22 protein-coding genes are annotated in these 25,130 nt (G+C 61.0%); 10 read left to right on the top strand and 12 right to left on the bottom strand.

Translation table 11 applies throughout. From position 1 onward, the window contains the following. Positions 1–61 precede the first annotated feature (61 nt). From alr to JSS95_09605, 3 genes are all read right to left on the bottom strand, one after another. Complete coding sequence (gene alr / locus JSS95_09615) at positions 62–1,285, bottom strand: alanine racemase (GenBank protein ID MBS1800069.1); 1,224 nt, start codon at positions 1,283–1,285, stop codon at positions 62–64. 297 nt (positions 1,286–1,582) lie between these two features. Then, entirely contained in the window at positions 1,583–2,302 is a 720-nt protein-coding gene (locus JSS95_09610; GenBank protein MBS1800068.1) for a YafY family transcriptional regulator, read from the bottom strand. A 124-nt stretch (positions 2,303–2,426) separates the two neighbouring features. Beyond that, the gene (locus JSS95_09605) at positions 2,427–2,810 is read right to left on the bottom strand and encodes a VOC family protein (GenBank protein ID MBS1800067.1); all 384 of its coding nucleotides are present in this window, start codon (positions 2,808–2,810) and stop codon (positions 2,427–2,429) included. Positions 2,811–3,073: 263 nt separating this feature from the next. On the opposite strand from JSS95_09605, the gene JSS95_09600 reads away from it, so the two are divergent. After that, positions 3,074–4,090, top strand: coding sequence for a PIG-L family deacetylase (locus tag JSS95_09600; protein ID MBS1800066.1), 1,017 nt, complete (start codon positions 3,074–3,076; stop codon positions 4,088–4,090). On the opposite strand, the gene dnaB is transcribed toward JSS95_09600, so the two are convergent. Together dnaB and msrA are read right to left on the bottom strand one after the other, a co-directional pair. Further along, a complete protein-coding gene (dnaB, locus tag JSS95_09595) occupies positions 4,087–5,487 on the bottom strand; it encodes a replicative DNA helicase (protein ID MBS1800065.1) in 1,401 nt (466 codons plus the stop codon). The two genes, JSS95_09600 and dnaB, sit on opposite strands and share 4 nt — an antisense overlap. Positions 5,488–5,831: 344 nt before the next feature. Beyond that, positions 5,832–6,473: a peptide-methionine (S)-S-oxide reductase MsrA gene (msrA, locus tag JSS95_09590; GenBank protein MBS1800064.1), complete on the bottom strand. Its 642-nt coding sequence runs from the start codon at positions 6,471–6,473 to the stop codon at positions 5,832–5,834. A 193-nt stretch (positions 6,474–6,666) separates the two neighbouring features. Here msrA and JSS95_09585 point away from each other — a divergent pair, with 193 nt between their 5' ends. Next, entirely contained in the window at positions 6,667–7,140 is a 474-nt protein-coding gene (locus JSS95_09585) for an energy transducer TonB (protein ID MBS1800063.1), read from the top strand. A gap of 36 nt (positions 7,141–7,176) precedes the next feature. On the opposite strand, the gene mnmG is transcribed toward JSS95_09585, so the two are convergent. Together mnmG and JSS95_09575 are read right to left on the bottom strand one after the other, a co-directional pair. Then, complete coding sequence (gene mnmG, locus JSS95_09580) at positions 7,177–9,213, bottom strand: tRNA uridine-5-carboxymethylaminomethyl(34) synthesis enzyme MnmG (protein ID MBS1800062.1); 2,037 nt, start codon at positions 9,211–9,213, stop codon at positions 7,177–7,179. 49 nt (positions 9,214–9,262) lie between these two features. Next, the gene (locus JSS95_09575) at positions 9,263–10,387 is read right to left on the bottom strand and encodes an acyltransferase (protein ID MBS1800061.1); all 1,125 of its coding nucleotides are present in this window, start codon (positions 10,385–10,387) and stop codon (positions 9,263–9,265) included. Between the two features lie 118 nt (positions 10,388–10,505). Here JSS95_09575 and JSS95_09570 point away from each other — a divergent pair, with 118 nt between their 5' ends. Then, a complete protein-coding gene (locus tag JSS95_09570) occupies positions 10,506–11,408 on the top strand; it encodes a D-hexose-6-phosphate mutarotase (GenBank protein MBS1800060.1) in 903 nt (300 codons plus the stop codon). Positions 11,409–11,423: 15 nt separating this feature from the next. On the opposite strand, the gene JSS95_09565 is transcribed toward JSS95_09570, so the two are convergent. Both JSS95_09565 and JSS95_09560 read right to left on the bottom strand, forming a co-directional pair. Continuing rightward, on the bottom strand, positions 11,424–13,424 hold the full coding sequence (locus tag JSS95_09565; protein MBS1800059.1) for a S9 family peptidase: 2,001 nt from the start codon (positions 13,422–13,424) through the stop codon (positions 11,424–11,426). Positions 13,425–13,784: 360 nt separating this feature from the next. Continuing rightward, on the bottom strand, positions 13,785–14,975 hold the full coding sequence (locus tag JSS95_09560; protein MBS1800058.1) for an exo-alpha-sialidase: 1,191 nt from the start codon (positions 14,973–14,975) through the stop codon (positions 13,785–13,787). 68 nt (positions 14,976–15,043) lie between these two features. On the opposite strand from JSS95_09560, the gene maf reads away from it, so the two are divergent. The 4 genes from maf (at position 15,044) to rsfS (ending at position 17,523) form a co-directional block, all read left to right on the top strand. Continuing rightward, positions 15,044–15,646 carry a septum formation inhibitor Maf gene (gene maf / locus JSS95_09555; GenBank protein ID MBS1800057.1) on the top strand — a complete coding sequence of 201 codons (603 nt, stop codon included), beginning with the start codon at positions 15,044–15,046 and terminating at the stop codon, positions 15,644–15,646. Positions 15,647–15,690: 44 nt separating this feature from the next. Next, a complete protein-coding gene (nadD, locus tag JSS95_09550) occupies positions 15,691–16,341 on the top strand; it encodes a nicotinate (nicotinamide) nucleotide adenylyltransferase (protein ID MBS1800056.1) in 651 nt (216 codons plus the stop codon). Between the two features lie 8 nt (positions 16,342–16,349). Then, positions 16,350–16,790, top strand: a complete 441-nt coding sequence (locus JSS95_09545) for a DUF4019 domain-containing protein (protein MBS1800055.1) — start codon at positions 16,350–16,352, stop codon at positions 16,788–16,790. Positions 16,791–16,971: 181 nt separating this feature from the next. Beyond that, complete coding sequence (gene rsfS, locus JSS95_09540) at positions 16,972–17,523, top strand: ribosome silencing factor (GenBank protein MBS1800054.1); 552 nt, start codon at positions 16,972–16,974, stop codon at positions 17,521–17,523. Positions 17,524–17,589: 66 nt separating this feature from the next. On the opposite strand, the gene JSS95_09535 is transcribed toward rsfS, so the two are convergent. Next, entirely contained in the window at positions 17,590–20,886 is a 3,297-nt protein-coding gene (locus JSS95_09535; GenBank protein ID MBS1800053.1) for a TonB-dependent receptor, read from the bottom strand. Between the two features lie 297 nt (positions 20,887–21,183). On the opposite strand from JSS95_09535, the gene JSS95_09530 reads away from it, so the two are divergent. The 3 genes from JSS95_09530 to JSS95_09520 all read left to right on the top strand — a co-directional run bounded on the left by JSS95_09530 (position 21,184) and on the right by JSS95_09520 (position 23,235). Continuing rightward, on the top strand, positions 21,184–21,612 hold the full coding sequence (locus JSS95_09530) for a 23S rRNA (pseudouridine(1915)-N(3))-methyltransferase RlmH (GenBank protein ID MBS1800052.1): 429 nt from the start codon (positions 21,184–21,186) through the stop codon (positions 21,610–21,612). Positions 21,613–21,755: 143 nt separating this feature from the next. Further along, positions 21,756–22,331: a cob(I)yrinic acid a,c-diamide adenosyltransferase gene (gene cobO, locus JSS95_09525; protein ID MBS1800051.1), complete on the top strand. Its 576-nt coding sequence runs from the start codon at positions 21,756–21,758 to the stop codon at positions 22,329–22,331. Between the two features lie 37 nt (positions 22,332–22,368). Further along, entirely contained in the window at positions 22,369–23,235 is an 867-nt protein-coding gene (locus JSS95_09520; protein MBS1800050.1) for a Bro-N domain-containing protein, read from the top strand. Positions 23,236–23,292: 57 nt separating this feature from the next. Here the strand turns inward: JSS95_09520 and JSS95_09515 are convergent, their stop codons facing one another. Next, the gene (locus tag JSS95_09515) at positions 23,293–24,645 is read right to left on the bottom strand and encodes a M56 family metallopeptidase (GenBank protein ID MBS1800049.1); all 1,353 of its coding nucleotides are present in this window, start codon (positions 24,643–24,645) and stop codon (positions 23,293–23,295) included. Beyond that, positions 24,642–25,019, bottom strand: a complete 378-nt coding sequence (locus JSS95_09510; GenBank protein ID MBS1800048.1) for a BlaI/MecI/CopY family transcriptional regulator — start codon at positions 25,017–25,019, stop codon at positions 24,642–24,644. Before JSS95_09510 ends, JSS95_09515 begins: the two co-directional genes overlap by 4 nt. Positions 25,020–25,130 lie beyond the last annotated feature (111 nt).

The raw sequence follows: 25,130 nt of genomic DNA, 5'->3' as shown, positions 1-25,130 counted from the left end.
AAGGCGCGACTCACATTCTCGGAGAGGAACAACCCTCAAAGGAACATGCGCTGAGCGTGCGTCATGGGACCAGCAGCGGATGCGCCTGCATGCCGCACAGAATCTCGTAGGGGATCGTTCCTGCGAGCTGCGCATGATCTTCGGCACTCGTGCCTGCACCAAGCACAGTGACTTCATCACCCACAGCAACGCCGGGAATCTGCGATACATCGACGACGGTCAGATTCATCGAAACGCGGCCTACAATCGGCGCCCTGCGATCGCCGAACATCACCCACCCTGCAGACTCACTGGACGAAGACAGCTCCCGCCGCAGGCCGTCGGCATAGCCCACCGGCAACAGAGCGAGGCGCATCGGATGCGTCGCGGTAAACGTGCCGCCATAACCAACGTGCGCCCCTGCCGCAATCTCGCGGACACCGATGACGCGGGCCTTCCACGTCATCACCGGCAGCAGTTTTGAACGGACCGACGATTCTGCAACTCCGCTGTATCCGTACTCACGGTCAACTGGCAGGCAGAAACCGTAGAGCGCAAGGCCGGTTCGCGCCATGGCGCGCGCGCCAATGGTCGAAGCAAGCTGCTTCAGCCACGCGAGCGAGGTCTGTGCATCGCCGCTCATGTGAAGGTTGTCGATCGCCGAAGAGTTGGCCGCATGCACCCATCGCGCCTTCACCCCCGCCGCCTGTACCTGCGCGATGGCCTGTTCGAAGGCACGCTGCTGCGCCGCGCTTTGATAGCAACCGGTAATCTCGGCCGAAGCAAAGTGTGTCATCACGCCTTCGAGCGAGAGCGCGCGCTGCGCCTCGAACCACTTGAGCGCCGCATCGAGCTCCGCGCCCACTGCGCAGCCCTGGCGCGACATGCCGGTATCCACCTCGATGTGAACGGAGAGCCTTGTATCGCGCGCGACTGCCGCCATGCTGAGCCCCTCAAGCTCCGCGATCGACCACACGACGGGAGTAAGCGCGTGTTCGACGATCACCGCGGCCTCATCGGCGAGCGAGCCTGACATAACGAGCATGCGAGGCTGCCGCGGGCGTGGGATGCCTGCATTCGCAAGCTCCGTCTGAACCTGAACGCCCTCGCGAGGATCGGTAACACCGAGCCACTGCGCGCCTGCTCGCACCAGCACAGGGGCGCACAGCGCTGCGCTGTGTCCGTAGGCATCGGCCTTGATGACGGCGAGGACTTCAACCTCTGGTCCTGCGCTGCCGGCGAGGGTCTTGTAGTTGGCAGTCAGCCGCGATTCGGAGATCTCAATCCAGTTCTTCACATCTTCCATGGTAGCCGGGCCGTGGACGTCTACCATTTGCATTGTCGTTCTGACGCAAATCCATCCCCATCAACTTGCCTTCCTGAGCGGAGGTGCAATCTCGCGTATTGTCATCCTGAGCGAAGCGCAGCGGAGTCGAAGGACCTGCATTTTTGCTTTCCTTTGGATTGTTGCCGTGGAAAAGAAATAAATGCAGGTCCTTCGACTACGGCGCTTCGCGCCTTTGCTCAGAATGACAAGTTATTTTGGGGAGGGGGTACGCGCCTTCGCTCAACATGTTTGGAAAAGCGTCTTGCTCACGATGACTTAGCAAGTCGCCGCCGGCGCAAGCCACTCGCGGCGGTCTTCGATCGTGGCGACCTTGCGCAGGTGGTCTTCGAGGCGCTGGCCCTTCTTCGGCGTAAAAGTGCGCTCGAGGATGGCGACCTCGTCCATGCGGTCGAGGCGGAAGTCGCGGAAGTCCTTGCGCAGCTCGCACCACGAGGTGAGCGTCCAGACGCCGCTCCAGAAGACCAGCGCCAGCGGCCAGACGTGGCGTTCGCTGCGTTCGCCATCTTCGCGCACATACTTGAAGCTGGCGACGCGCTGCGTCTTGCAGGCCATGTGCAGCGTGTCGAGCCGCGTGCGCAGGTGCGGCTTCATGCGATAGCCCGGCGCGTAGAGCAGGATGGAGTCGAATTCGGTGCGAAGGTCGGGAGGCAGCACGGCCTCGATGCGCTGCAAGGCCTGCGTGGCCCCGTGCACGTTCTCCTCGCCGCCCCAGGCGCGGACGAGCCGCGCGCCCAGCACCAGCGCCGTCAGCTCCCCGCGCGTGAACATCAGCGGAGGAAGATCCATGTCGCGGCGCAGCGTGTAGCCAACGCCCGCCTCGCCCTCGATCGGTGTTCCCGAAAGCTGAAGGTCCTGAATGTCGCGATAGATGGTGCGCTGCGAGACCTCGAGCTTCGAGGCCAATGTCTGCGCCGTCAGCAGACGTCCCTGACGAAGAAACTGCACGATACGAAAGAGCCGGTCTGCACGTCGCATGGAGAGTTCTCAGCCGTCCGTTCTCAGTTGGCGCGTTGCCGGACAACTGACATCATCTTAGAAGGTTCTCCGCTGTCTGCGAGGTCCCCAACTGCCAACGGAGAACTGACATCGGACAACTGTTTCAGTGAGAGTGCAGGCCGATGTGGTTGCCCTCGCTGTCGCGCAGGCAGGCGAAGTGGCCGTGGCCGCCGGGAACGGGAGTCTTCGGCATCAGCACCAGCCCTCCCGCGCGAGGGACGCGGGCGAGGACGGTGTCGAGTTCGCCGTCGCAGTTGAGGTAGACCATTGTGCCTCCGCGGCCGGGCTTCTGGAAGCTGCGTTTGACCAGTGTGCCGCCCGTCCCGGTGATCTCCGAAGAAAAGAAGGACATCGGCGTTTCGTCGTTGATGCGCTGCATCGGCGCGCCCAGCACCGTCTCGTAAAAGGTCGTGGCGCGATCCAAATCCTCGCAGGGAATCTCGAACCAGTTGATCGCGTGCTGCCGCAGGGTCGTCTGTCCGCTCATCACTTGCTCCTGAAATACAACACAAAAAGCGACTACAACAGGGAGCATAACGAACCTCTACTGACAGCATCATGTCAGTAGGGTTGGCGGGGGATGGGGTCCCGGAATTTGTTCGGAACCCCAAGTAATTAAGGGCCATCCTGAGCCGCGATGCACCGCCGATTCACATACGGCCAAAGCGTAGAGATACAACTGCCGCCCAAACGGTTAGAGTGTTCAGCAACGGAAGAGCGCAGGGGGAGGCAGCATTGAAGCGAAGAGACATGATTCGGGGCGCCCTGCTGGGCGCGGCGGTTGCGGGACTGGATGTTTCAGCAAATGCACAGGCTGCGACAGGCGGCACGGCTTCCGCTGCCCCGGTGCAAGACGGCGGCGAGGCGAGGTGGACGCGCATGGGCGAGCTCGTCGTGGAGCGCGCCGCCGAGGGCAAGCCCCACGCGGGCAAGGTGCTCGCCGCCATCCAGCCGCACGCCGACGACGTGCCGCTCTTCGCCGGAGGCACCGTCGCCAAGCTGATCCGCGAGGGGTACACCGGCTACCTGATCCGCGTGACCAACGACGAGATGACCGGCGGCGGCACGCGCGGCGAGGGCGTGCTGCACAACGAGCAGGACAACGACGCCGTGGCCCGCGCCCTCGGCCTCAGGAAAAGCTACAACCTCGCTTACCGCAACCACCGCATGGACGAGATGTCGCCGCAGGACCTGCGCGGCAACCTCATCCTGCTCTTCCGCATGTTGCGGGTCGACACCGTCGTGAGCTACGACCACTGGGGACTGTACGAAGAGAACCCCGACCACTACGTGACCGCCGCCGCCGTGGAGTCGGCCTGCTGGATGGCGGGCATGGCAAAGGACTACCCCGAGCAGTTGGAGGCGGGCCTGAAGCCGCACAGCGTGATGGAGAAGTACTACTACGCGCGCGGGCCGCAGATCGCCAACCGCGTGGTCGACATCAGCGGCGACGTCAAGCAGAAGATTGCATCGATTCAGGCGATAGGAACACAAGGCCCCGGCGGCAGCAATGGCGCGCGGCTGCGGCAGCGGCTGGCCGAGCGCAAGCTGCGTCTGCCCGTGCTCGGCGACGACGACGCCACGGCAAATCTCAACTACGTCGAGCACTTCGTTCTGGACGAGGACTCCATGCACACGCGCGGCGTTCCGTCGGACAAGGAGATCGGCGCGCCCTACGGCTTCGCCTGGGCGGAGCGGTTCCGCTACGTCGGCCCCAATCCGTCGCGGATGGAGGAGTACATCGCGAAGAACGCGGTTACGCTTTAGTAGCCGCCGCCGTAGTCGCCCGTGCTCAGGTTTTCGAAGCGCGTATAGTCCGACAGGTACGCAAGGTGCACCGAGCCGGTGGGGCCGTTGCGCTGTTTGGCGATGATGATCTCGGCCTTGCCCTTGGACTCCGGGTCTTCATCGCCGTTCTCATCCTTGTTGTAGTAGCTGTCGCGGTGGATGAAGCAGACGACGTCGGCGTCCTGCTCGATCGAACCCGACTCGCGCAGGTCGCTCAGCATAGGCTTCTTGTCGCCGCCGCGCTGCTCGCTGGCACGCGAGAGCTGCGACAGCGCGATGACGGGAACCTTCATCTCCTTGGCCAGCGCCTTCAGCCCGCGCGAGACGGCCGCGACCTCCTGATTGCGGTTCTCGAAGCCCTTCTTGCCCGGGCCAGCGGAGCCCGTCATCAGTTGAAGATAGTCGATCATGATCAGGTCGAGACTGCCCTCCTGCTGCTTCAGCCTTCGCGCCTTGGCGCGCATCTCGGCCAGCGTGATGCCGGGTGTGTCGTCGATGAACATCTTCGACTCCACCAGCCGTTCGAGCGCGGCCATCAGCTTGCCCTTGTCTTCCTTAGGCAGAAAGCCTGTCTGAATCTTGCGCGAGTTGACCATCGCCTCCGACGCGAGCATACGGCGCAGGAGCGACTCCTTCGACATTTCGAGCGAGAAGACGGCCACCACCTTGCCGTCGCGCACGGCGGAGTTCTGCGCGATGTTGATCGCCCAAGCCGTCTTGCCCATCGAAGGACGCGCCGCGATGATGATCAGCTCCGAGTCCTGCAGGCCGCTGGTCATGCGGTCGAAGTCGGTGTAGTGCGTGGCCAGACCCGTGACCTCGCGTCCCTGCTCGTACAGCTTGTCGATGGAGCCGAACGACGACTTGACGATCTCGCCGATGTCGGAGAAGCCGCCCGTGATGGCGTGGTCGGAGATCTCCATCAGGCGGTTCGAAACGCTGTTAAGAACGTCGAGCGCCTCCTGACTCTGGTCGGCTGCATCGGCCATGCCAACGTCGCAGGCGGTCATGAGCTGGCGCATCAGGCTCTTGTCGCGCACGATGCGGACGTAGCTTTCGATGCTCAGCTTGCGCGGCAAACCTTCGCTGAGCGACGCAAGGTAAGGCACGCCGCCGATGGAGTCGAGCTCCTTCTGTTTGCGAAGGTCTTCGGCGACGGTGACGATATCGACGGCGTGACCTGCCTCTGAGAGGCGCAGCATTGCGGCGTAGATGCGGCGATGCGAGTCGAGCGCGAAGTCGTCGGCAACCAGAAGCATCGTGGCATCGGTGATCGCCAGCGGCTCGACAAGCATCGCGCCGAGGATGGTCATCTCGGCGTGGACTGAGGCGGGTCGCTCGTCGCCGCCACTGACTAGATGTGGAATGGCTGCCATGAACCTACTACCTTAGTGGAGGGCGGGTTGAGGATACCTCCCGGCACCTGTGGATGGCGTGGAAAAGCCGTCCAACTACAAGTTTATGCGTGGGCTCGTTGTTAGAGAGAAGACGGAATCAAGCTGGGAACACGTACTTCACAGCAATGGTTTTGCTAAGCGTACCCGTTCGACTGCGCTCAGGGCAGGCTCTTTAGCCGTGCCGACCGTCTATGTGAAAGGGGGGCTTTGGCCGGGTGCCCCATCTTCGCCGCAGTTTCATCGCGGCTAAGGTGGGCATTCGAGCGTCAGCTCGAACCGTCTCATCGACAGCGCTCTTTGTTGTCATCCGGCAGTGCAGTACCCTACCTCCGCCGGTACTCCTCAAACAACTCCGGGAACTGCTCCTTCAGCGCGGCGATCTTCGGCACGTCGCACACCTGGATGTACGGGTTATCGGGGTTCTTGTCGGCGTAGTCCTGATGGTAGTCCTCGCCGTCATAGAAGGCTTGCAACGGAACAAGCTGGGTGACAATCTTCTTCGGGAAGACGTGCGCGGCGTCAAGCTGTGCGATGTAGGCGGCGGCCACCTTCTGCTGTTCGGGCGTGGTGAAGAAGATCGCCGAGCGATAGCTGGTTCCTACGTCCGGTCCCTGCCGGTTCAACTGCGTGGGGTCGTGCACGACCGAGAAGAAGATGCGCAGCAGCATTCCGTAGCTGACCTTCGCGGGGTCGAAGACAACCTTAACCGCCTCGGCATGCGTGGTGCGTTCGGATGAGACGTCGCGGTAGTTGGCCGTCTCCTTCGTTCCACCGGAATAGCCTGCCGTGGTTGCAGTAACACCCTTGACGCGCTGGAAGACGCTCTGCACACCCCAAAAGCACCCGCCGGCGAAGACTGCTGTCTCGCTGCGCGGCGCGCTGACATGCTCATCGACTGCCGGGGCCGGGATCGGCGCCTTTCTCGTATCGGCGAGAGTCGTCATCTTCTGTCCTCCTATCCACATAACGCCAGCCAGAACTGCCAGAAACAAAAGGCCCAGACCGATCCAATACGTTCCACTTCGCATATGAATGCTCCTTATCTGCTGGACATTAGATGTTGACAGGTGTTCAGCAGTAACGGGGCAGTCGTGCACGGGCTGCTCAAGAAGACTGGACTCGCTATTTTGCAAGACGATTTAGTGCAAAGATAGACCCATGATCTTGAAAAATAGCTGTAAAGGTATTTTATTGTTCTTGGTGTTTGCCTGTTCTCTGTGGGCTCAATCCAAACCATCCGTCACTGCACGTGTCAACAATCCGACTGGACCCGCGATTGTTAGCCCAACTTATCCGAAGGATTCCCGCGGAGAAGTCGTGTATGAAACGCAGGGGGAAAATCAAAAAGACGTTCCTATCGTCGATGGCATCCTTGCCCCACCTTCCTCGATAAAGCTGCCTCAACCCAAATTCCCGAAGTCGTTTAAACATTGGGCAGATTTCACACTAACAGTCAACGGAGTGATCGCACAAAACGGGGACTTCATAGACGCAACGATCCTTGAAGCCACCGAGCCGGATATCGCGAAGTGCGCTCTCGATGCCGTAACACATTGGAAGTTTCATCCTGGCACTCTCGATGGAAAGCCAGTAGCTCAGCTCGCAAGAATCGTCATACAGTTTAGGATTTGAAGCGTCAATGCATCACTGGAACTTGTTCGATAGCGCTCAGGCCACGCTCTTCTGCCGCGCCTGAATCTCGATGAAGACATGGATGAGGCTGACGGCCGCAGGTGTCACACCGGCGATGCGTGAGGCCTGGCCTAGCGTCTGCGGGCGGACGCGGCCGAGCTTTTCGCGCATTTCGCGGGAGAGTCCCGAGACAGCCTCGTAGTCGAACCCCTCGGGGATGGCTTTCTGTTCGGAGCTGCGCAGCTTCTCCATCGACTTGCGCTGCTGGTTCAGGTAGCCCTCGTACTTGATGCCGGTCTCGACAGTCTTGATCTCGTTGCGCACCCAGACGTGGAGCTTGCCGCCGCCAGCGGATGCGAGCCATGCGGTGAGTTCGGGCTTCGCAGCGACGAGCGGCACAAGCGCGGGCCAGATGGCCTCGATGGTAATCGCCGGGCGCTTCAGCAACTGAGCGAAGGTGATGCCCTCGACGCTGGGGCCGGTGAGGTCGGCCTGAAGCTCTTCGGGAAGCGCCTTGATATCGGCCTTCGTTGTACGCAGCATCTGCGAGAGGACCTGAGCGCGCGCCTGCTTGGCCTCATATTCCGCCCATGCGCCGTCATCGATGAGGCCCAGACGGCGGCCGTGCGGCGTCAGGCGCTTGTCCGCGTTGTCGATGCGCAGGTGCAGGCGGAACTCCGCGCGCGAGGTGAACATGCGGTAGGGCTCGTTCGTCCCCTTCGAGATGAGGTCGTCGATCAGGATGCCGGTGTAGGCCTCGGTGCGATCGAGCGTGAAGGTCGGTGGCTGGCCCACCTTAGCCGCCTGCGGCGGCGAAGATGGGGCACCCGGTTCGTTCGCTGGGGCACCCAGGTCTTTCACGTACTGCGCGTAGAGCGCGGCGTTGATGCCGGCCATCAGGCCCTGGCAGGCGGCCTCCTCGTAGCCGCTTGTTCCGTTGATCTGCCCGGCGAGGTAAAGCCCGTCGTAGCTCTTCACCTTCAGCGACCGGTCGAGCTCGGTGGGGTCGATGGCGTCGTACTCGATGGCGTAGCCCGGGCGCAGCATCTCGGCGTTCTCAAGCCCCGGAATGGAGCGCACCATCGCGGCCTGCACCTCCATCGGTAGCGAGGTGCTCATGCCGTTGATGTAGACCTCGTGCGTGTTGAGGCCCTCGGGTTCGAGGAAGAACTGGTGCTGCGTCTTCTCCGGGAAGCGCACGATCTTGTCTTCGATCGATGGGCAGTAGCGCGGCCCGATGGCGGCGATCTGCCCGGTGTACATCGGCGAGCGATGCACGTTGTCGCGGATAAGCTGAAGCGTCTCGGGCGTAGTAGTCGCGATGTGGCAGGAGATCTGCCGCAGCGGCGGCTGGCCGGTGCGCGTAAAAGGCGAGCGGAAGCTGAAGGGCGTAGGCTCGGCATCGCCGGGCTGTTCTTCAAAGCGCGCCCAGTCGATCGTGCGCCCGTCGAGACGCGGCGGCGTGCCCGTCTTCAGGCGGCACTCGCGCAGGCCGAGCTTCTTGAGCGACTCACCCAGCAGCACGCTCGCAGGCTCACCGCTGCGGCCAGCCGTGTACTGCTGCTCGCCGCAGTGGATCAGCCCATTGAGGAAAGTTCCCGTGGTGATGACCGTGGCCTTCGCGCGAACCTCGCGTCCGTCGCGCAGCTTGAGGCCCGTGATGTGGCGCTTCGCGCCGTCCTCAACGATCACGTCCACCACCTCGGCCTGCTTGATGAAGAGGTCCTTCTGCCCTTCGAGCACCTCGCGCATCTTCACGCGGTAGAGCGCCTTGTCGCACTGCGCGCGCGGCGACCACACGGCGGGGCCGCGCGATGTGTTCAGCAGGCGGAACTGGATGCCGCAGGCGTCGGCGACCTCGCCCATGACGCCGCCCAGAGCGTCGACCTCGCGCACGAGGTGGCCCTTGGCGATGCCGCCGATGGCCGGGTTGCAGCTCATCTGCGCGATCAGGTCGAGGTTCAGCGTGAACAGTGCCGTGCGCAGTCCCATGCGCGCGGCGGCCATCGCGGCCTCGCAGCCTGCGTGCCCCGCGCCCACCACCACGACGTCGTACTGTTCCGTAAAGGCCATCACCCTCTATTTTACGAGCGAATGAGCACATTTGGCCTGCAAGAATGATTCAGGAACCGACGGTCGCCTGCGGAGCGCTGCGTAAAGCAGGCTTGTGCGCCGCGCGGAGAAATCTCTTCTCAACCAGGTGCCAGCTAAGGATGGCAAAGAGAAGCGTAGGCGGCGTCGCCAGCGCAAAGAGATGGAAGGGCGCAACCGGGTGGCCGATCCAGCGCACAATCAGCTGCTCAATTGGAAACGCATAAAGGTACGTGCCGTAGGAGAAGTCACCGAAGCGGCTCCAGCCGTGAAAGCGGACCGCCGGGTGATAGGCCAGCGCCAGAACCAGGTAAGCGCCGGCTATGGGAAACAACAGCGTCCAGCCCAGGGGCAGTACCGCCGCAAGCACAAGCCCAACACAGGCAAGCACAATCCAGCGGCCCTTCAGGGTCAGCCGGTCCCGCAGGCGATAGAAGACAATGCCCGACATATACATGGGCAACAACCGCGCCCACAAAGGCGGATACCCCATGAGGCGGCCCAGGATCCTGCCCCCTGGCGTCCATTGAAAGTGCGCGAACAGAAGACTCACGACGATGGAGAAGAGAAAGATGCCGATCACAGCGCGCCGCGAGCGCAGCAACCCGGTAAGCCCCAGCAGCAGCACACCGATGTAGCACCAGAACTCGTAAGGAATCGACCACATGGATCCATTGACCACACCTGGCATGGGATTGCCGGCAAACGCGCCGGCGGAATGAAACTCCCGCAACTGGACGGTCTGGGCGACGAAGTCCTTTAACCTGACTGCAAGCGTCGCTCCTTCGAGCCTGCCACCGGAGAGCGGAACGACCACCAGCGCGCACAACAGCATGGTCACGATGAACCCCGGATAGATGCGGGCGATGCGCTTCTTCATGTAGCTCCAGCCGCTCTTCGATCGCTCATAGCTGGCCGTGATCAAGAAACCGCTGATGATAAAGAAGAGATCGACTGCCATATGACCGGCCGTCACCTGTCCGTGCGTCATCATCACAATCGGTTCCCTGAGCTCTGAACCGGTGCCAAGCGGATAACTATGCGAGAAGATGACCAGCACGGAGAGCGCAAGGCGAATGATGTCGAAGTTGTTGCTGCGCTGGTCGAAGGTAGCCTGCATGATGGAATCGTCTCGCTGAACGAGGAAGTATCTCATCCCCAGCCTAAATCCTGACCGTTGATGAGTGATTTCACCAGACCGCTTTTGTGGGACTCGAGCGCCAAACCAGGAATCCTGCACCGCTGCCAGGCACCCAGCTACACTTATCTTCGACATGGATATCAAACAGCTTACCGACCACTTCGCCATTCCCGGCGTGCTCAGCTTCGACGAACACAACGGCCTCATTCGCGCAAACATCACCACGCCAGCGGCCTCTGCCACAATCTACCTGCAAGGCGCGCACCTCGCGCACTGGCAACCCGCGGGCCAGCAGGATGTGCTCTACATGAGCAAAAAGAGCGCCTTTGAAGAGGGCAAGCCGATCCGCGGCGGTGTGCCGCTGGCGTTCCCCTGGTTCGCCGCCGACTCGAAGGACCGTTGGCACGGCAAGCCCGGCCCCATGCACGGCTTTGCCCGCATCCAAAACTGGACGCTGACCTTCGCCGCGCAGTCGGGCGACGATCTTCACCTGACCTTCACGCTTGGCCCCACCGCGCTCAGCCGCGAGATGGGATTCGACCACTTCCGCGTTGCGCTTGAACTGACCATCGGCCGCTCGCTGACCATGAAGCTCGCCGTCGCCAACGACACCGGCAAGCCGTTCGTCTTCGAGGAGGCGATGCACACCTACTTCCACGTCGCCGACGTGCGCCAGGTCTCGATTACGGGGCTTGAACCCACCGGCTACCTCGACAAGACGGACAATTTCAACGCAAAGCCCGCCGCGCACGCAGCCCTCGTGCCAACGCAGTTCACCGACCGGGTTTACAACGACACGACCGCCACCTGCGCGATCCACGACCCCGGATTCAAGCGCACCATCACCATCGCCAAAGAGCACTCAGACACGACGGTGGTCTTCAACCCCTGGAAGGCGATGCCCGATCTCGGCGAAGACGAGTGGCCCAGCTTCATCTGCGTCGAGACGGTGAACGCAGGCAAAAACGCGGTCACTCTCGACGCGGGAAAGACGCATGTGATGACGGCGCACATCACTATTACCGATCAGCGGTAGCTTGCGGCCTCCGCCTCAGTGAGAAGTCGCAGGCGTGTTCAGCGTCACCTCGCCGCTGACCGTCTTCGGGTCGACGGTGAGCACCTTCAGCCTCTCCGCCACGTCCGCCGGAACCTCCTTCTGGTAGCGGCCGCCGAGATACTTCGCGAAGAACTCCTCCATCTTCGTCACCATCGCCAGGTTATTGATGGGCCGCGCAAACCCGTGGCCTTCGTCGGGCGCAACGAGGTACTCCACCGGCTTGCCGTTGTCGCGCACCGCTGCGACGATCTGGTTGCTCTCGCGGATATTCACGCGTGGATCGTTCTTGCCCTGCACCACGACCAGCGGCGTCACAATCGACTTCGCCTTCGTCAGCGGCGACTCATCGATCAGAAGCTGCCTTCCCTCGATCGTCAGCGGATCGGCCATGCGCGTGTACATCTGCTTACGGCCAGCCTCCCAGTACGGGGGAATCGCGTCGAGCAGCGTGATCAGGTTCGACGGCGCAACGATGGCGAACGCCGCTGCATAAACGTCAGGCGTGAAGGCCACACCGGCGAGCGTCGCATAGCCGCCGTAGGAGCCTCCCGCGATGCCGATGCGCTTCGGGTCGGCGGTGCCATCGGCGACCAGCGCCTTCACTCCCCACGTCAGATCGTCCTGCATCTTGCGCCCCCACTCGCCGTTACCGGCGTTGAGAAATTTTTTGCCGTAGCCGGTCGAGGCGCGGAAGTTCGGCTGCAGCACGGCGCAGCCGCGATTGCTGAGGAACTGCGCGAACGTGTCGTAGCCAAACGAGTCGCGCCCCCATGGTCCGCCGTGCGGCAGAACGATCAGCGGAAGGTTCTTCGCGGGCAGGCCCTTGGGCAGCGTGAGGTAGCCGGGAATGTCGAGCCCGTCGGACGACTTGTAGTGATACGGCTTGCGCTCCGACAGCGACGCGCGCGGCAGCTCCTCGCGAATGCGGAACTGCAACGCGAGCGTCTTCGCCTTGCGGTCCCACAGATACGTCTCGCCCGGCTCGGTGGCGCTGTAGGCGTTCAGTATCCACAGCGCCTCATCCTGCGAGGGCGACCCCAGGCTGATCTCCTTGCCGGGAAGCTGCGATTCCAGCCACTGGAAGTCCTTCTCGAATGCCTTGTCGTGGAAGTAGCGACGGTAGCGATCGTCCTGGTAGGTGGTGTACAGAATGCGGTGGTCCACCTGCGAGGTGGAAAGACCTTGCAGGTCCACACGGCCCTCGGGATCGCTCTCGATCTTCGCCGTCGTTCCCGTTATAGGGTCGATGGTTTGCAGCTCGATGAAGTTCAGCGCGCCCTTGTTCGTAATCAGGTATCCGTGCCTGTTGTCGGGGGAGAAGCCAACGACGCCGCACTGCTCCAGCACCGAACAGGTATAAATCACCTTGAAGCCCTTCGGCGTGATGCCAAGTATCTCCGTGTCTCCGGCGACGGAGGTGCGCGCCGCCAGCTTCAGGTTGCCGTCGTTGTCGAAGTCCCAGCCGGCGATGCGCTCCGTGTTCTCGCGCACCAGCTTCTTTTCACCCGTCGAGATGTGCAGCTCGTACAGATCGTGCCAACGCGGATCGCGGTCGTTGAGGCCGATGTAAAGAATGTCAGGCTTGGCCTTGGGCGCGGCAAAGATCATCGTCCGCACGCCCTTGAGGTTGGTGAGCGCGCGCGTCACCGGCACGCCGGTCTTCTCGTCCGCTGGGGCCGCGGGATCGATCGCATAGACGTTGAAGTTCTCATCGCCCGCATTGTCCTGCGCGTAGAGAACGTACTTCGAGTTGCGCGACCAGAAGTAGCCGCCGACCGGGCGCGTTGTCTCTGCACTGAGCGGCCGCGCCTTGTCGAAGGGCTCGCCCGCCTTCTTCACCCAGATATTGCGAACGCCCTTGTAGGGCTTGAGGAACGAGATCCACTGGCCATCGGGTGAGATCTGCGCGGCTGCAATTTGGACCTCGCCAAAGAAGAGCTGGCGGTCGATGATAGGCGGCTGTTGTGCCCGGGCGACAGTAGACATAAGAACCATGGTAGCGGCTGCGGCGTAGATCAGCTTCTTCAAGGCGCACCTCGTGCAGGTTTGATAGCGTCGGGCCCGGTACAACAACTGGCGGCCCATTATCGGCGTCGTTCGCGTGTTTGTCATTCCTGAGTGCATCCTCCATGTTGTCATCCTGAGCGGAAGCGCACTCTCGCGTATTGTCATCCTGAGCGAAGGTGCGTACCCCTCCCGAAAAACCTGTCATCCTGAGCGGAGCGCAGCGGAGTCGAAGGACCTGCATTTTTGCTTTCCTTTGGATTGTTCTCGTGGAAAAGAAATAAATGCAGGTCCTTCGACGACGGCGCTTCGCGCCTTAGCCCAGGTTGACAAGTCTTTAGTGAGACACGGCTAGAGCAGCGGCGCGACAGGCCGCACCATAAAGAAGATGCCGTCGTCGCTCCCGCGCTCCCAAAGAATGCCCAGCCTTCCCCCCTTCATCATCACCATGTCGGAGTACGCCGCGGGCCCTTCCGACAGCAACGTGCGCCTTGGCCATGTGTGGCCGCCGTCGCGGCTCACGCTCACGGTAAGGTCGCTGCGCGTCTTCTTATTGCCTGCATTGCTGAAGAGCAGCGCCTGCCCCTTCCTGTCCTTGTACGAGATCATGCTGCCCTCGCACACCGGGTCGGGCAGATCCGCTGCGATAAAGACGGAATTCCACTTTGCTCCACCGTCTTTGCTGATGCCGATGATGCGCGCGCGCGAAACCCCGCTCTGGTCGCGGCTGTTCATCACCACCGTGCCATCGGCTGCCTCCGCCGCTGTGCTCTCGTTGCTGCCGGGCCAGGCGAGCGAGTCGCCAAGATGCCAGCTTGCTCCGTGGTCATCGCTATAGAACGCGTGCGCGTCATAAGCCCGGCCCGCAGGCTGAGGGTCGCCTTCGGAGTGATTGGCGGCGACGACGATTCTTCCCGCGTGCGGCCCGTGCGTTAGCTGCAAAGCGTGACCAGGCGTGGTTGCATAGCCGCGCCATGTGGGCAGCTTTACGCTGGCTGTAATCTCCACGGGCTGCGACCATGTGACGCCATCATCCGTACTCGTGCGATACCAGACGTGCTTCGAGCCTTTGCCGCGCATGACATCGCCCTCCGGCGCATCGCCCGTGCAATACACCAGCAAGATGCGTCCATGCCGAAAGCGTTTGTCCATCGTGTCCACAACCGGCGCGGCGTTGCCTGCCTGCAACGACCCGTTCTCCGCAACAACCGCAAGCGGCCCCCAGCTTCTCCCCTCGTCGATGCTCTTGCGCATCACGATGCGAACATCGCCAAAGTCGTTACAGCTGTTGCGGCGAGCTTCGGCAAAGGCCAGCAGCGTTCCCGCTGGTGTGCGCACAATCGCCGGAATGCGAAAACAGGCGTACCCCTCGTTGCCCTTCACAAACATCGGCGTCAACGCCGCCTGAGGTTCTTCGGCGCGTATCCGGCTGCCCACAAGCAACAGCACGCAGACCGCGCCCAGGACGGCGTATACGGCATGGCTCCGGCGGCGCAGGCGCTCCGTCTTGTCTCCACGCAACTGAGCTATCATCGTCTTCATCGCTCGAAGATAATCCACAACCGGGCGAACTGTCTCGTCATTCAACCGACGACGGACTCACGACGACCATGCTCATCCTTGCCTCATCTTCGCCACGCCGCCACGAGTTGCTCAAGCAGGCCGGGTTCGACTTCACCGTCGAGGCCGCCGACATCGACGAACGCATCCAGCCCGGGGAGACTCCGGCAAAGTATGTGCAGAGGCTGGCGGTTGAAAAGGCGCAGGCCGTCTACGATCGCGCCCGCCACGAGGAGGACAGCGGCGAACCCCTGCTGGTGCTCGGCGCCGACACCACCGTCGTCAGCGACGGCGAGATTCTCGGCAAGCCCGCCGACCAGGTCGATGCGCGCCGCATGCTCCAGAGGCTCGCCGGGCGCACCCACCAGGTGCTTACCGGAATCGCCGTTGTCTCCAGCCGCGGCGTCGTCAGCGAGGTGGAGATCACACAGGTCTTCTTCGACCTGATCGACGAGCAGGAGCTGCTGCGCTATCTCGCCAGCGGCGAGCCCATGGATAAGGCAGGCGCTTACGGCATACAGGGCTACGCCGCGCGCTGGATCCCCCGCATCGAAGGCTGCTACTTCAACGTCATGGGGCTGCCGCTGGCGCGGACCATCGCCTTGATCGCGAAGGCCGGCGAAGGACACAACGAAGCCATCCGTCCGGCGTGAGATTCACCCCTCGCGCACCGCGCGATTGTGATAGCGTAGCCGCCATGAGCGTCGCTTTCTTCGGAGGCACCTTCGACCCGCCGCACCGTGGACACATCGGCGTGGCCCGTGCCGCGGCCAAGGCCTTCGATCTCAGCGCGATCTTCTTTGCGCCGGTGGGAAACCAGCCGCTGAAACCCGGCCTCACGGCGACCCCGTTTGAAGACCGGCTGGCCATGGTCACGCTCGCCTGCGAGGAGTGCCAGCCCGAAACCGCTGCCGGAAAACAGACCGCGCGCTTTATCCCCTCGGCCATTGACGCTCCCCAGCCCGATCACCGTCCCAACTACACCGTCGATACGCTGGAGAAGTTTCGCCGCGAGATGCCTGCGGAAAAGCTCTACTGCCTTGTCGGAGCCGATAGCTTCCTCAGCCTTCGCCAGTGGCGCGAGCCCGATCGCCTGCTCGAACTGGCCGAATGGATCGTCGTCAGCCGCCCCGGCCACTCGCTGGCCGACCTCAGCTCGCTGACGCTCACACCACAGCAGCGCGAGCGCGTCCACCTCATCGAGACCGCGCACTTCGACATCTCGTCCACCTGGCTGCGCGAGCGGCTCTCCGCAGGAGACAGCGCCCGCGACCTTCTCCCCGAATCCGTCGCGCGCTACATCCGCGACCACCACCTGTACCGCCTGCCCTCAAACGCCGGAGGATAGACCTCTCGATGAAGAAACCGATGCAGCCCTTCCGCAGCAGCGCTCTTTTTCTGGCGATGTTTGCTCTCACTCAGCTTGCAGCACTTGCACAGGCAAAAGACAGCAGACTCGAAGCCGCGCAGCGCGCCGACGAGACCTGGCTGGCGCTCGTCGATAGCTCAAAGTACGCAGAGGGCTGGAAATCCGCCTCCGCGCCATTCCAGGCCGCCGTCTCGCAGGACAAGTGGGTCGAGGCCATGACGGCCGCTCGCACGCCGCTGGGAAAGCTCGTCTCCCGCAAGCTGGTGAGCGCAACTTACTCCAACGCGCTGCCCGGGGCGCCCGAAGGCGAGTACGAGGTGCTGATCTACGAGACCATCTTCGAGCACAAACCGCTCGCCCACGAAACCATCATCGCCATGCTCGAAAAGGACGCCGCCTGGCGCGTGGCCGGCTACTACATCAAATGAACGCGGGGCCCATTCACATGTCTTCATCGCCGGGTGCCCCATACATGCCGCAGGCTCTATCGCGACATGTGTGGGTTCATTCGAGCGAGGCTCGAACCGCTTTAAAATTCACCACCCACACAGATATCGCCTCGTGTAGCATTGCCCGCGACGACCCGATACCATAGAGACAAGGAGCCTCATGCCGTCCACTGAAAGCAACCAGCTACTGCTCGCCGCCGCCGCCGCGGCCGAAGACAAGAAGGCTGAAGACATCCGCATCCTCGCGCTCGACCCCTCCGAGAGCGGCCTGACGGACTACTTCCTGATCTGCAACGGGACCAACGACCGCCAGAACCTCGCCATCTCCGACGAGATCGAGCTGAAGCTCAAGCGCGACTTCGGCGTCTACCCGAACTCCGTCGAAGGCCGCCGCCAGGCCGAGTGGATCCTGATGGACTACGTCGACTTCATCGTGCACGTCTTCTCACCGGAGAAACGAGCCTTCTACGGCCTCGAACGCCTGCGCAAGTCGGCCACAACGCTAAGCGTCGACGAAATCAACGCCGAGCTCAAGGCCAAGGTCAGCGCCGCACGAAAAACGTCAAAGAAGACGGCCGCCAAAAAAGCCGCCGCGAAGAAGGCTACAAAGAAATCCGCCGCGAAAAGTGCAGCGCCAAAGAGAACGGCGAAGAAGACCAGTCAAAAGAAAGCACCAGTAAAGGCAGCGCCTAAAAAAGCACCAAAGCGATAGCCTCCAACATGTTTAAAGCCGGAAAAAGGAGCCTCGCGGCTCCTTTTTCCAGTTGATGGGTTTTTCCTAGAAGACAAACTTCGCCCACAGGTACATCTGACGACCCTGCGACTGTGCATCTCCCGAACCCTGACGTGCATTCGTCTTATCCAGGAATACTGCGGTCCCGATGTTTGGAATGCTCGTATTCATAGGTCCCACGTTGTTGTGATTGCCGATGTTGTTGACCTCGGCACGGAGGATGAGGCGTCCGCGATCGAAGTGGAAGTAGGACATACCGATGCCCTTTTCTACTGCGATATTGTGGAACTGCAAACCGGGGTTGGCGTAGCTGTTGCGGCCAATCTCCTGGTGCAGGAACTGGTTCTGCGGACCATATGGAATCAGCCAGTGGACGTCGTTGGGAGTAACCACGTTCATGTCGCCGTTCGGGTCATTCAGAGCCGCTATGTCGTAGTACACGCCATCGGTGCCTCCCACAAAGTGCCCGTCAATAGCTCCCGTATCCAGCGGCTTTGACTTATTGCCGAGGACAGCACGGTCGTTCGTCGTGCTGCCGTCGCCATTGATATCGTAACCTGCTGTATCAAACGTGAGATACGGACCGCTCTGGAACTGTTCCGTTCCGGAGATCGTCCAGTGGCGGGTCAATGCTCCAAGCGCCGCATTGGCAAACGTGTTGTTTGCATGGAGGCCTACCGGCGACCAGACATAGCTGATCGTCAGATAATGACGGTGATCGTACGATGACGGTCCCCAGTCCTGGCCTCGTCCGCCGGGAGCGAGGTTCGCCGAATAGGACGTTGGCGAATTCGCAAGCGAGAAGACCTCGGAGCCATCATCCAGCGACTTGCTATAGGTATACGATCCGCGAATCTGCAGACCGTGCGAGAAGCCGTGAGATGCGGAGACCTCAAGACCGTTGTAGCTGGAGCCGGCAAAGTTGCCGCGGGCATTGATGACTCCACGCGTTGTGTTCAAACGCGCACCGTTCGAGAAGTAGTTGTACTGCTGGTTCGCATACAGCTTTCTTCCCAGGGTGCCGACGTAGCGGACCGAGGTGAGGATCTGCGCCGGGAGCTCGCGTTCCACGCCAAGGTTGAACTGGTAAGTCAGCGGGTTGACGATATTGTCCACAACGCTGGTCACAGACGACTTCGGGTTCAACGTGGGCGTAATCGTCGGAATCAACGAGGTAGCATTCGGCAGGCCGCCCGGTGCGGTTGAAGTGAGAGTTCCTCCAACGGCATTCGGTGAGCTCTGTGCCGAGTTCACGAGAATGTTGCTGAAGGTGCTGTCGTAGAACACGCCAAAGCCGCCGCGGATTGAGGTCTTGCCATCGCCGAAGTAACCGCCAAAGTGGGGCGAGTAGGCAAAGCCAACGCGAGGAGCAATGTTGTTGGTGTCGTTCTTGACCTTGTACACGGTGTTGATCGCCGCATACGGATTGCTGGGATCGATGCCAGGATACTGCAGCGAGTTCAGCGGGTTTGTCAGGTAGTCGTAACGAACTCCCAGGTTGATGGTAAGGTCGGCGTTCAGCTTGATGTCATCCTGCGCGAAGACACCGCTGCGCCATCCGTGCGGGTCGACGCGAGTTGCGCCGAACGTCTTGGTCGCCGTACCCGACGCTCCAAGCTGGTTCTGCAGGAAGTTGCCAAGGGAGCTGATGTAGGTTCCCCCTTTGACGAAGCTAAGCGTACCCTTTGCATTTTGAGAAACAATGTCCGTCTCGAGAATGCGGCCGATATCGAAGCCAATGCGCCACGACTGGCGTCCCTTGGTCCAACCCACGGTGTCCTGCAACTGGTACAGATCTTCATGACGGCCCTGAGGAAAGTTCTGGTCCGGTCCCAGCGCAGGGAAGTTGGCGATATTGACCGACGACAGCGCGTACAGAGGGTTCTTGAGTGTATCCGCCGTCGGCGCAAACAGGAACCCGAGCCGGGCTTCCGATACGCGGAGTTCGTTCAACAGGTTCGGCGTGAATACGTGGGTCCAGCCTCCCGCGCCCAGTTCGACCGGCCCGCCCTGCTCCGTATCGAAACCAACCAGCGCCGAACCATTGTTCTGGAAGTCGGGGCTGAAGGACTGGCGGTCGTGCATATAGCGGAAGTAGAAGTTGTCCGCACTCCGTGGATTGAAGTCGATGCGGTACATCCACTGGGTGTCGGGATTGCTCAGGCTGGCGTTCTGCCGCTGGAAGTGGCCGGTGGTCACGATGCAACCTGTCGTCGGGCAGCCGTTCTGCGGACCAACATTGATATTTGTAATAACACCGTCGTTGAACGCAACGTAGTCCTTGAGATACGACCCATTGCTCAAATACTGGTTCAGCAACTGAACCTGCGGTCCACCGATCTTTTGCAAGGTGGCGTAGCCGTTGGCATCCGGGAGCTCCAGACGGTTCGGCGTCTCCTTGCCATACTTCCGTTGCAGTTGCAGACCGCCAAAGGCAAACAGCTTGTCCTTGAAGATCGGACCGCCCAGCGTGAACCCGTAGGTGTGCTGGTCGTAGCGAGCCTTTGGATTGGGCGTTCCAGGCGCCAGCGGCTTCAGTTGCCGCGTCACGCCATCCAGCGCGTCGAGACCCGATCCGGAGTAGCGCTCAAACACCGTGCCGTGAAATTCGTTCGTGCCGGCCTTGGTGATCATGTTGACGACTGCGCCACCGGCGCGGCCATACTCCGCCGAAGCTGCGCTCGTAATCACGGCAAGCGAGCTGTACATGTCGGGGATCTGAGGCTGGAAGGCCTGGCCGCCAATACCAACGTCGTTGATCTCCTGTCCGTCGAGCAGGAAGTTGTTGGCCCTCGGACGAGCTCCGTTGACCTGGATGTTCATACCGTTGCTAAGGCCATTCTGATTGACCAGTTGAACGCCAGGAACGGTCGTCGCCAACTCGATTGGGTTGAGCGAAAAGGTCGGCAGGGCGCGCAGATCGGTCGAATCGATGGTGCCCGTCAACTGTCCGTTCTCCGTATTCAGGGCCACTGTATTGGCTTCTACGGTTACTGTGCTCCCCGTATCACCAACCGTCATCACCACATCGTGGCTCGTTACAACCGAAGCGCTCACTATAATGTTCGATACACTGAAGGGATTAAAGCCCTGTTGGCTGACGGAGATGGTATAGCGGCCCGGAGAAAGGGCCTCTATACGGAAGGCGCCTTCGTTCTGCGTCTTGGACGCACGGTTTTCGCCAGTGTCCTGGTTTTTCACAGAAACACTCGCGTTCGGAATCACCGCGCCAGTTGTATCACGGACGATTCCGGTCAAGATTCCCTTACTTGTCTGAGCGGTTATAGTTCCTGTGGTAACCAATAAGGCAACCAAAGCAAGATAAAGACTTCTAAGACGCATTCTTTCACTCCCGTTTCAACTGGCTTCAAGCATTACCCCAAGTACCAACGTACCAACATAAAAAGCCAGGATGAAACCATCTAACTATTGAGGTGCTGAGATTTACCTAGATAGCTATAGCACGTATCGTGCCAAACTTTATTTTTCCAAAAATCATCTATTTCTCCAGAATTAATGGGTATTTCAGTACCTACCCTCCCAAAATTTGTTATGGAAAATCGTATTTCTGTGACAATTTATAGAAATTACAGGAGGAGATGACATTTTCTTGTGACAACCGTAACTCAGATTGCTCTCATGTCGGAGCGCTCAAGTGGGGGTTCTGCATCGGGCGCCCTGGTCTCCGATTACACCGCTCGAACGTCGCGTTATACACCTTGTGAGAACCGGGTCTTCGACTCTGAGTCTTCCTTCTTCACCTGGCTCGACCGCCAGGCCGCCCGCACTCCCGCCTACCTGGTCCTGCTCGACTCGTGCGGCAAGCAGCTCTCCTCCGAGGAGCTCGCCCAGGCCATCGGCAAGCTCCGCGACTCCGGGACACAGCGGCTGGTCTTCGCCATCGGTCCGGCCGACGGCTGGTCCGAGAGCGCGAGGTCGCGGGCGAACCTCCTGCTCTCCTTCGGCCGCATCACCCTGCCCCACCAGCTTGCCCGCGTCGTGCTCGCCGAGCAGGTCTACCGCGCCTTCACAATCCTCGCCGGACACCCCTACCACTCCGGCCATTAAGAGCGCCTCCTGGAACCCTGCCCCGAACCGACCAGCTCCGGACATTCTTCAGTACCTCGCGCAGCCGGTCCGCTTTCCCCCATCGAGCAGCGCCTCCCCGTAACCGGACAGCCTCTCTCCGGATATCCTCTATCTATATAGATATGACTGAAACCTCGCGTCGCGGACTCGTCGTCATCAACACCGGCCCCGGCAAGGGCAAGACCACGGCCGCGCTCGGCACCGCACTGCGCGCCGCGGGCAACGGCATGCGCGTGCTCATCCTGCAGTTCCTCAAGGGCTCGTGGCACTACGGCGAGCTAGACGCCATCGCCGCGCTCGACCGGGCGCTCGCCCAGGCCGGGAACCAACCGGTTGGCGAAAACATCGTCATCCGCCAGATGGGCCGCGGCTTCGTCAAGGTCGGCGGCGCCGAGACCGACCCCGAGGACCTGCGCATGGTCGAGCAGGCCTGGCACAACGCCGCCGAGGCGATCCTCTCCGGCGACTGGGACCTCGTCGTGCTCGACGAGATCAACTACGCCATCGGCTACAAGATGCTCGACCCGGAAAAAGTCGCTGAGGTGCTCCGTCAGCGGCCCGAGATGGTCCACGTCATCCTCACCGGCCGCAACGCCCACCCCACCCTGGTCGAACTCGCCGACACCGTCACCGAGATGCGCGAGGTCAAACACGCCTACCAGAAGGGCATCCTCGCCCAACGCGGCATCGAGTTCTGATTACGCGACGCTGAAACTCAAAGACCGCTCATTTAGAATGAGCTTCCAAAACCTACGGAGACCTCTGTTGAGCAATTTGGCACTGTTTGAAGAGCGCCAGGTCCGGCGCCTTTTCCGCGACGGCGAATGGTGGTTCGTTCTCGCCGATATCGTCTCTGCCCTCACCGACTCGGCCAACCCTTCCGACTATCTCAAGAAGCTGCGCCGGCGCGATCCTTCGCTGGCAGATGCATTCGAAGGGGGGGGACAATTTGTCCCCCCCCTTGCTCTCCCCTTTGAAACGGCAGGGGGCAAGCAGCGTCTTCAGTGCTGGAACATTCCCGGAGTTCTCCGGTTGATTCAGTCAATTCCATCGCCGCGTGCCGAACCATTCAAACAGTGGCTGGCCAAGATAGGCCACGAGCGTTTGCAGGAGATCTCCAACCCGGCGATGGCGCTTGAGCGCGCTCGCGAAAACTGGCGCAAGCTGGGCCGCAGCGAAAAATGGATCACTCAGCGCATGACGGGCCAGGAGACCCGCAACAAACTCACGGACTATTGGGCTGCCAACGATGTCAAACCAGGAGACGAATTTGCTGTCCTGACCAATCTCATTCACCAGGAGTGGTCCGGCATCTCCATCAAGGCCCATAAAAATCTCAAGAAGCTTCAAGCACAGAATCTTCGCGATCACATGACTGAAGCCGAGCTAATCTTTACAGCGCTTGCCGAACTTTCCACCCGCCAGGTAGCGGAGACCAGCTCTGCCAAGGGGATGCCTGCCAATGCAAAGGCTGCTCGCACCGGCGGAGGCATTGCAAAGCGGGCGCGCCTCGAACTGGAGAAGACAACCGGGAAGAAAGTAATCTCGCGCGAGAATTACCTTCCTCCGCCAAAGAAGCGTGAAAAAATTGAGAAGAAATGAGGCAAAGGTGTCGGCCCTTGCCCCTTTCACGATCCCTGCTCGTTTTCGCAGAACAGATTACTTCCCGATATAGAAGTTCACCGTAATCGTCGTCTCGACCTCGGTTGGCTGGCCGTTCAACAGAAACGGCTTGTAGCGCCATTCCTTGACAGCATCCAGTGCGCTCTGGTCATAGTCTGCCCTGAGGCTCTGTTTGACGCTAAGATCTTCGACCAACCCTTCCTTGTTGATCATCGCGCGAAGAATTACCGGACCATCGACCGTATCGTGATTCGCCCTGGCTTCTGCCGGATACATAGGGTGCTTCTGATAGATGACGTTGCCCGCAATCACTCCGGAAGGGAGCTTTACAGCCGGCGGCTTCTCCTTCTGATCTGCCGATGGCGATCCCGACGCTGCAATCACCGTATGCAGCGCCAGTGCAGAAGCGCATGTCGCCGCACCCAGCGTCACGCACGCCGCAGCCGTTGCCAGACGCAGGCTTCGGCCCATCTCGATACCTCTTCCTGTCAGTCGCATAACTCTCCTCTCGAACGTGTTGGCATCGAAGATTCCGATGGCGTGGAGTGTTCTGGCCGGCGACGCTGCTGTGATCGTCGCCGCCAACCGCAAAAGTGAACGTGCATAGCTCTGCCTTCCCTCAACTGCGCTCGCCGCCATCGCATCGCAGATCATCTCGCGGCTCTCGGCGATACGGGCCAGCGTCATCCAAAGCGCCGGATGGTACGACACAGGTAACGAAACAATGCGGTACAGCAGGTTCTTCATGAAGTCGTGGCGCTGCATATGCGCGCATTCGTGCGCTTCGACAGCGTTGAGATCCTCCTCGTCCACACGCTCCAGGAACGACGGCGGCAGTAGAAGCACCGGCCTTCCAAGCCCCACCGTGACCGGCCCGCCGATCTCTTCCGATACCGCGACTCGCGCATCGGCCAACCCGAAGCGATTGCAGCAGCGTTGCCATGCCCTTTGCTCTCGATCGGCGAATGAGATCTCCTGCGCCCTGCGCTCTATCCGATGGGTGCTCCACACTCCCCACAGCAGACGCGCGGCGAAGTACAGCATCACACCTCCGTAGATAGTGGCAAGCGCCTGCATCCAGTGCTCGGGCATCTTCAGCGATCCATTGACGATCCCTGCGCCCACCGATACCGTGACATCTCCCCGGCCTGTCTTCGCCGGCCCTGCAAAGGGCCACCGCAACAGACCCTGCAATGCCTGCCACACCACAACACGCTGCATACGGACCGCCGGAAGAACAGCTTCCAGCAGAAGCGCGCCGACCCATACTCTGTGCTCAACCTCCGCGCCCGCGCGACGCGCAAGACGCGCAGTCAGCCATGCCGCCGCAAACACAAGCGGAGTCATCCAGAGCGAATTCACCACGTACTCCAGCAATCGCAGCATCATTGCTCCTCTCCCTTTTCCAGCCTGTGCGTCAGACGCGCAAGCTGTTCGGCGTTGATCTGTTTGTTTTTCACCAGGCTCATCACCAGCTCTTCGCTCGACCCGCCGAACATGCGGTCCACCAGATCGCGCAACGCGTGGTGGGTTGCCTTCGCCTCGCTCACCACCGCGCTGTACTCGAAAGCACGCCCCTTGAGCCTGCGCTTCAGCTTGCCTTTGCGATGCAGAATGTTCAGCATCGTCTGTACCGTGGTGTAGGCCAGCTGCTGCTCAAGCCCTTCCTGCACGGCGCCGACGTTGCTCGCGCCATGCCGCCAGATCACCTGCATAATCTCCAGCTCCAGCTTCGTCAACGCTTCTTTTTCGCCTCGTCCCATAGGGGTCATCTCCTAATTCATTAGGACATTACCCCTCACACGAAAGCTTGTCAACTAAAACTTTAGGAGATGGTCCCCTCCTTTCCCCCGCCTGCGTCATTCGATTTCCCC

The organism is Acidobacteriota bacterium (assembly GCA_018268895.1).
GTDB lineage: Bacteria > Acidobacteriota > Terriglobia > Terriglobales > Acidobacteriaceae > Edaphobacter.
The sequence above is the reverse complement of the archived record's forward strand: the minus strand, read 5'-3'. Positions and strand labels throughout refer to the sequence as shown.

What these genes read in the sequence shown, in the direction of transcription:
- JSS95_09570 (MBS1800060.1), top strand. Translation starts at nt 10,506, where the DNA reads ATGGATATCAAACAGCTTACCGACCACTTCGCCATTCCCGGCGTGCTC.
- JSS95_09535 (MBS1800053.1), bottom strand. Translation starts at nt 20,886, where the DNA reads ATGCGTCTTAGAAGTCTTTATCTTGCTTTGGTTGCCTTATTGGTTACC.
- JSS95_09530 (MBS1800052.1), top strand. Translation starts at nt 21,184, where the DNA reads ATGTCGGAGCGCTCAAGTGGGGGTTCTGCATCGGGCGCCCTGGTCTCC.
- JSS95_09560 (MBS1800058.1), bottom strand. Translation starts at nt 14,975, where the DNA reads ATGAAGACGATGATAGCTCAGTTGCGTGGAGACAAGACGGAGCGCCTG.
- dnaB (MBS1800065.1), bottom strand. Translation starts at nt 5,487, where the DNA reads ATGGCAGCCATTCCACATCTAGTCAGTGGCGGCGACGAGCGACCCGCC.
- cobO (MBS1800051.1), top strand. Translation starts at nt 21,756, where the DNA reads ATGACTGAAACCTCGCGTCGCGGACTCGTCGTCATCAACACCGGCCCC.
- JSS95_09565 (MBS1800059.1), bottom strand. Translation starts at nt 13,424, where the DNA reads ATGGTTCTTATGTCTACTGTCGCCCGGGCACAACAGCCGCCTATCATC.
- nadD (MBS1800056.1), top strand. Translation starts at nt 15,691, where the DNA reads ATGAGCGTCGCTTTCTTCGGAGGCACCTTCGACCCGCCGCACCGTGGA.
- JSS95_09600 (MBS1800066.1), top strand. Translation starts at nt 3,074, where the DNA reads ATGATTCGGGGCGCCCTGCTGGGCGCGGCGGTTGCGGGACTGGATGTT.
- JSS95_09520 (MBS1800050.1), top strand. Translation starts at nt 22,369, where the DNA reads ATGAGCTTCCAAAACCTACGGAGACCTCTGTTGAGCAATTTGGCACTG.
- JSS95_09575 (MBS1800061.1), bottom strand. Translation starts at nt 10,387, where the DNA reads ATGAGATACTTCCTCGTTCAGCGAGACGATTCCATCATGCAGGCTACC.
- JSS95_09510 (MBS1800048.1), bottom strand. Translation starts at nt 25,019, where the DNA reads ATGGGACGAGGCGAAAAAGAAGCGTTGACGAAGCTGGAGCTGGAGATT.
- JSS95_09605 (MBS1800067.1), bottom strand. Translation starts at nt 2,810, where the DNA reads ATGAGCGGACAGACGACCCTGCGGCAGCACGCGATCAACTGGTTCGAG.
- JSS95_09585 (MBS1800063.1), top strand. Translation starts at nt 6,667, where the DNA reads ATGATCTTGAAAAATAGCTGTAAAGGTATTTTATTGTTCTTGGTGTTT.
- alr (MBS1800069.1), bottom strand. Translation starts at nt 1,285, where the DNA reads ATGGAAGATGTGAAGAACTGGATTGAGATCTCCGAATCGCGGCTGACT.
- JSS95_09610 (MBS1800068.1), bottom strand. Translation starts at nt 2,302, where the DNA reads ATGCGACGTGCAGACCGGCTCTTTCGTATCGTGCAGTTTCTTCGTCAG.
- rsfS (MBS1800054.1), top strand. Translation starts at nt 16,972, where the DNA reads ATGCCGTCCACTGAAAGCAACCAGCTACTGCTCGCCGCCGCCGCCGCG.
- maf (MBS1800057.1), top strand. Translation starts at nt 15,044, where the DNA reads ATGCTCATCCTTGCCTCATCTTCGCCACGCCGCCACGAGTTGCTCAAG.
- JSS95_09545 (MBS1800055.1), top strand. Translation starts at nt 16,350, where the DNA reads ATGAAGAAACCGATGCAGCCCTTCCGCAGCAGCGCTCTTTTTCTGGCG.
- JSS95_09515 (MBS1800049.1), bottom strand. Translation starts at nt 24,645, where the DNA reads ATGATGCTGCGATTGCTGGAGTACGTGGTGAATTCGCTCTGGATGACT.
- mnmG (MBS1800062.1), bottom strand. Translation starts at nt 9,213, where the DNA reads ATGGCCTTTACGGAACAGTACGACGTCGTGGTGGTGGGCGCGGGGCAC.
- msrA (MBS1800064.1), bottom strand. Translation starts at nt 6,473, where the DNA reads ATGTGGATAGGAGGACAGAAGATGACGACTCTCGCCGATACGAGAAAG.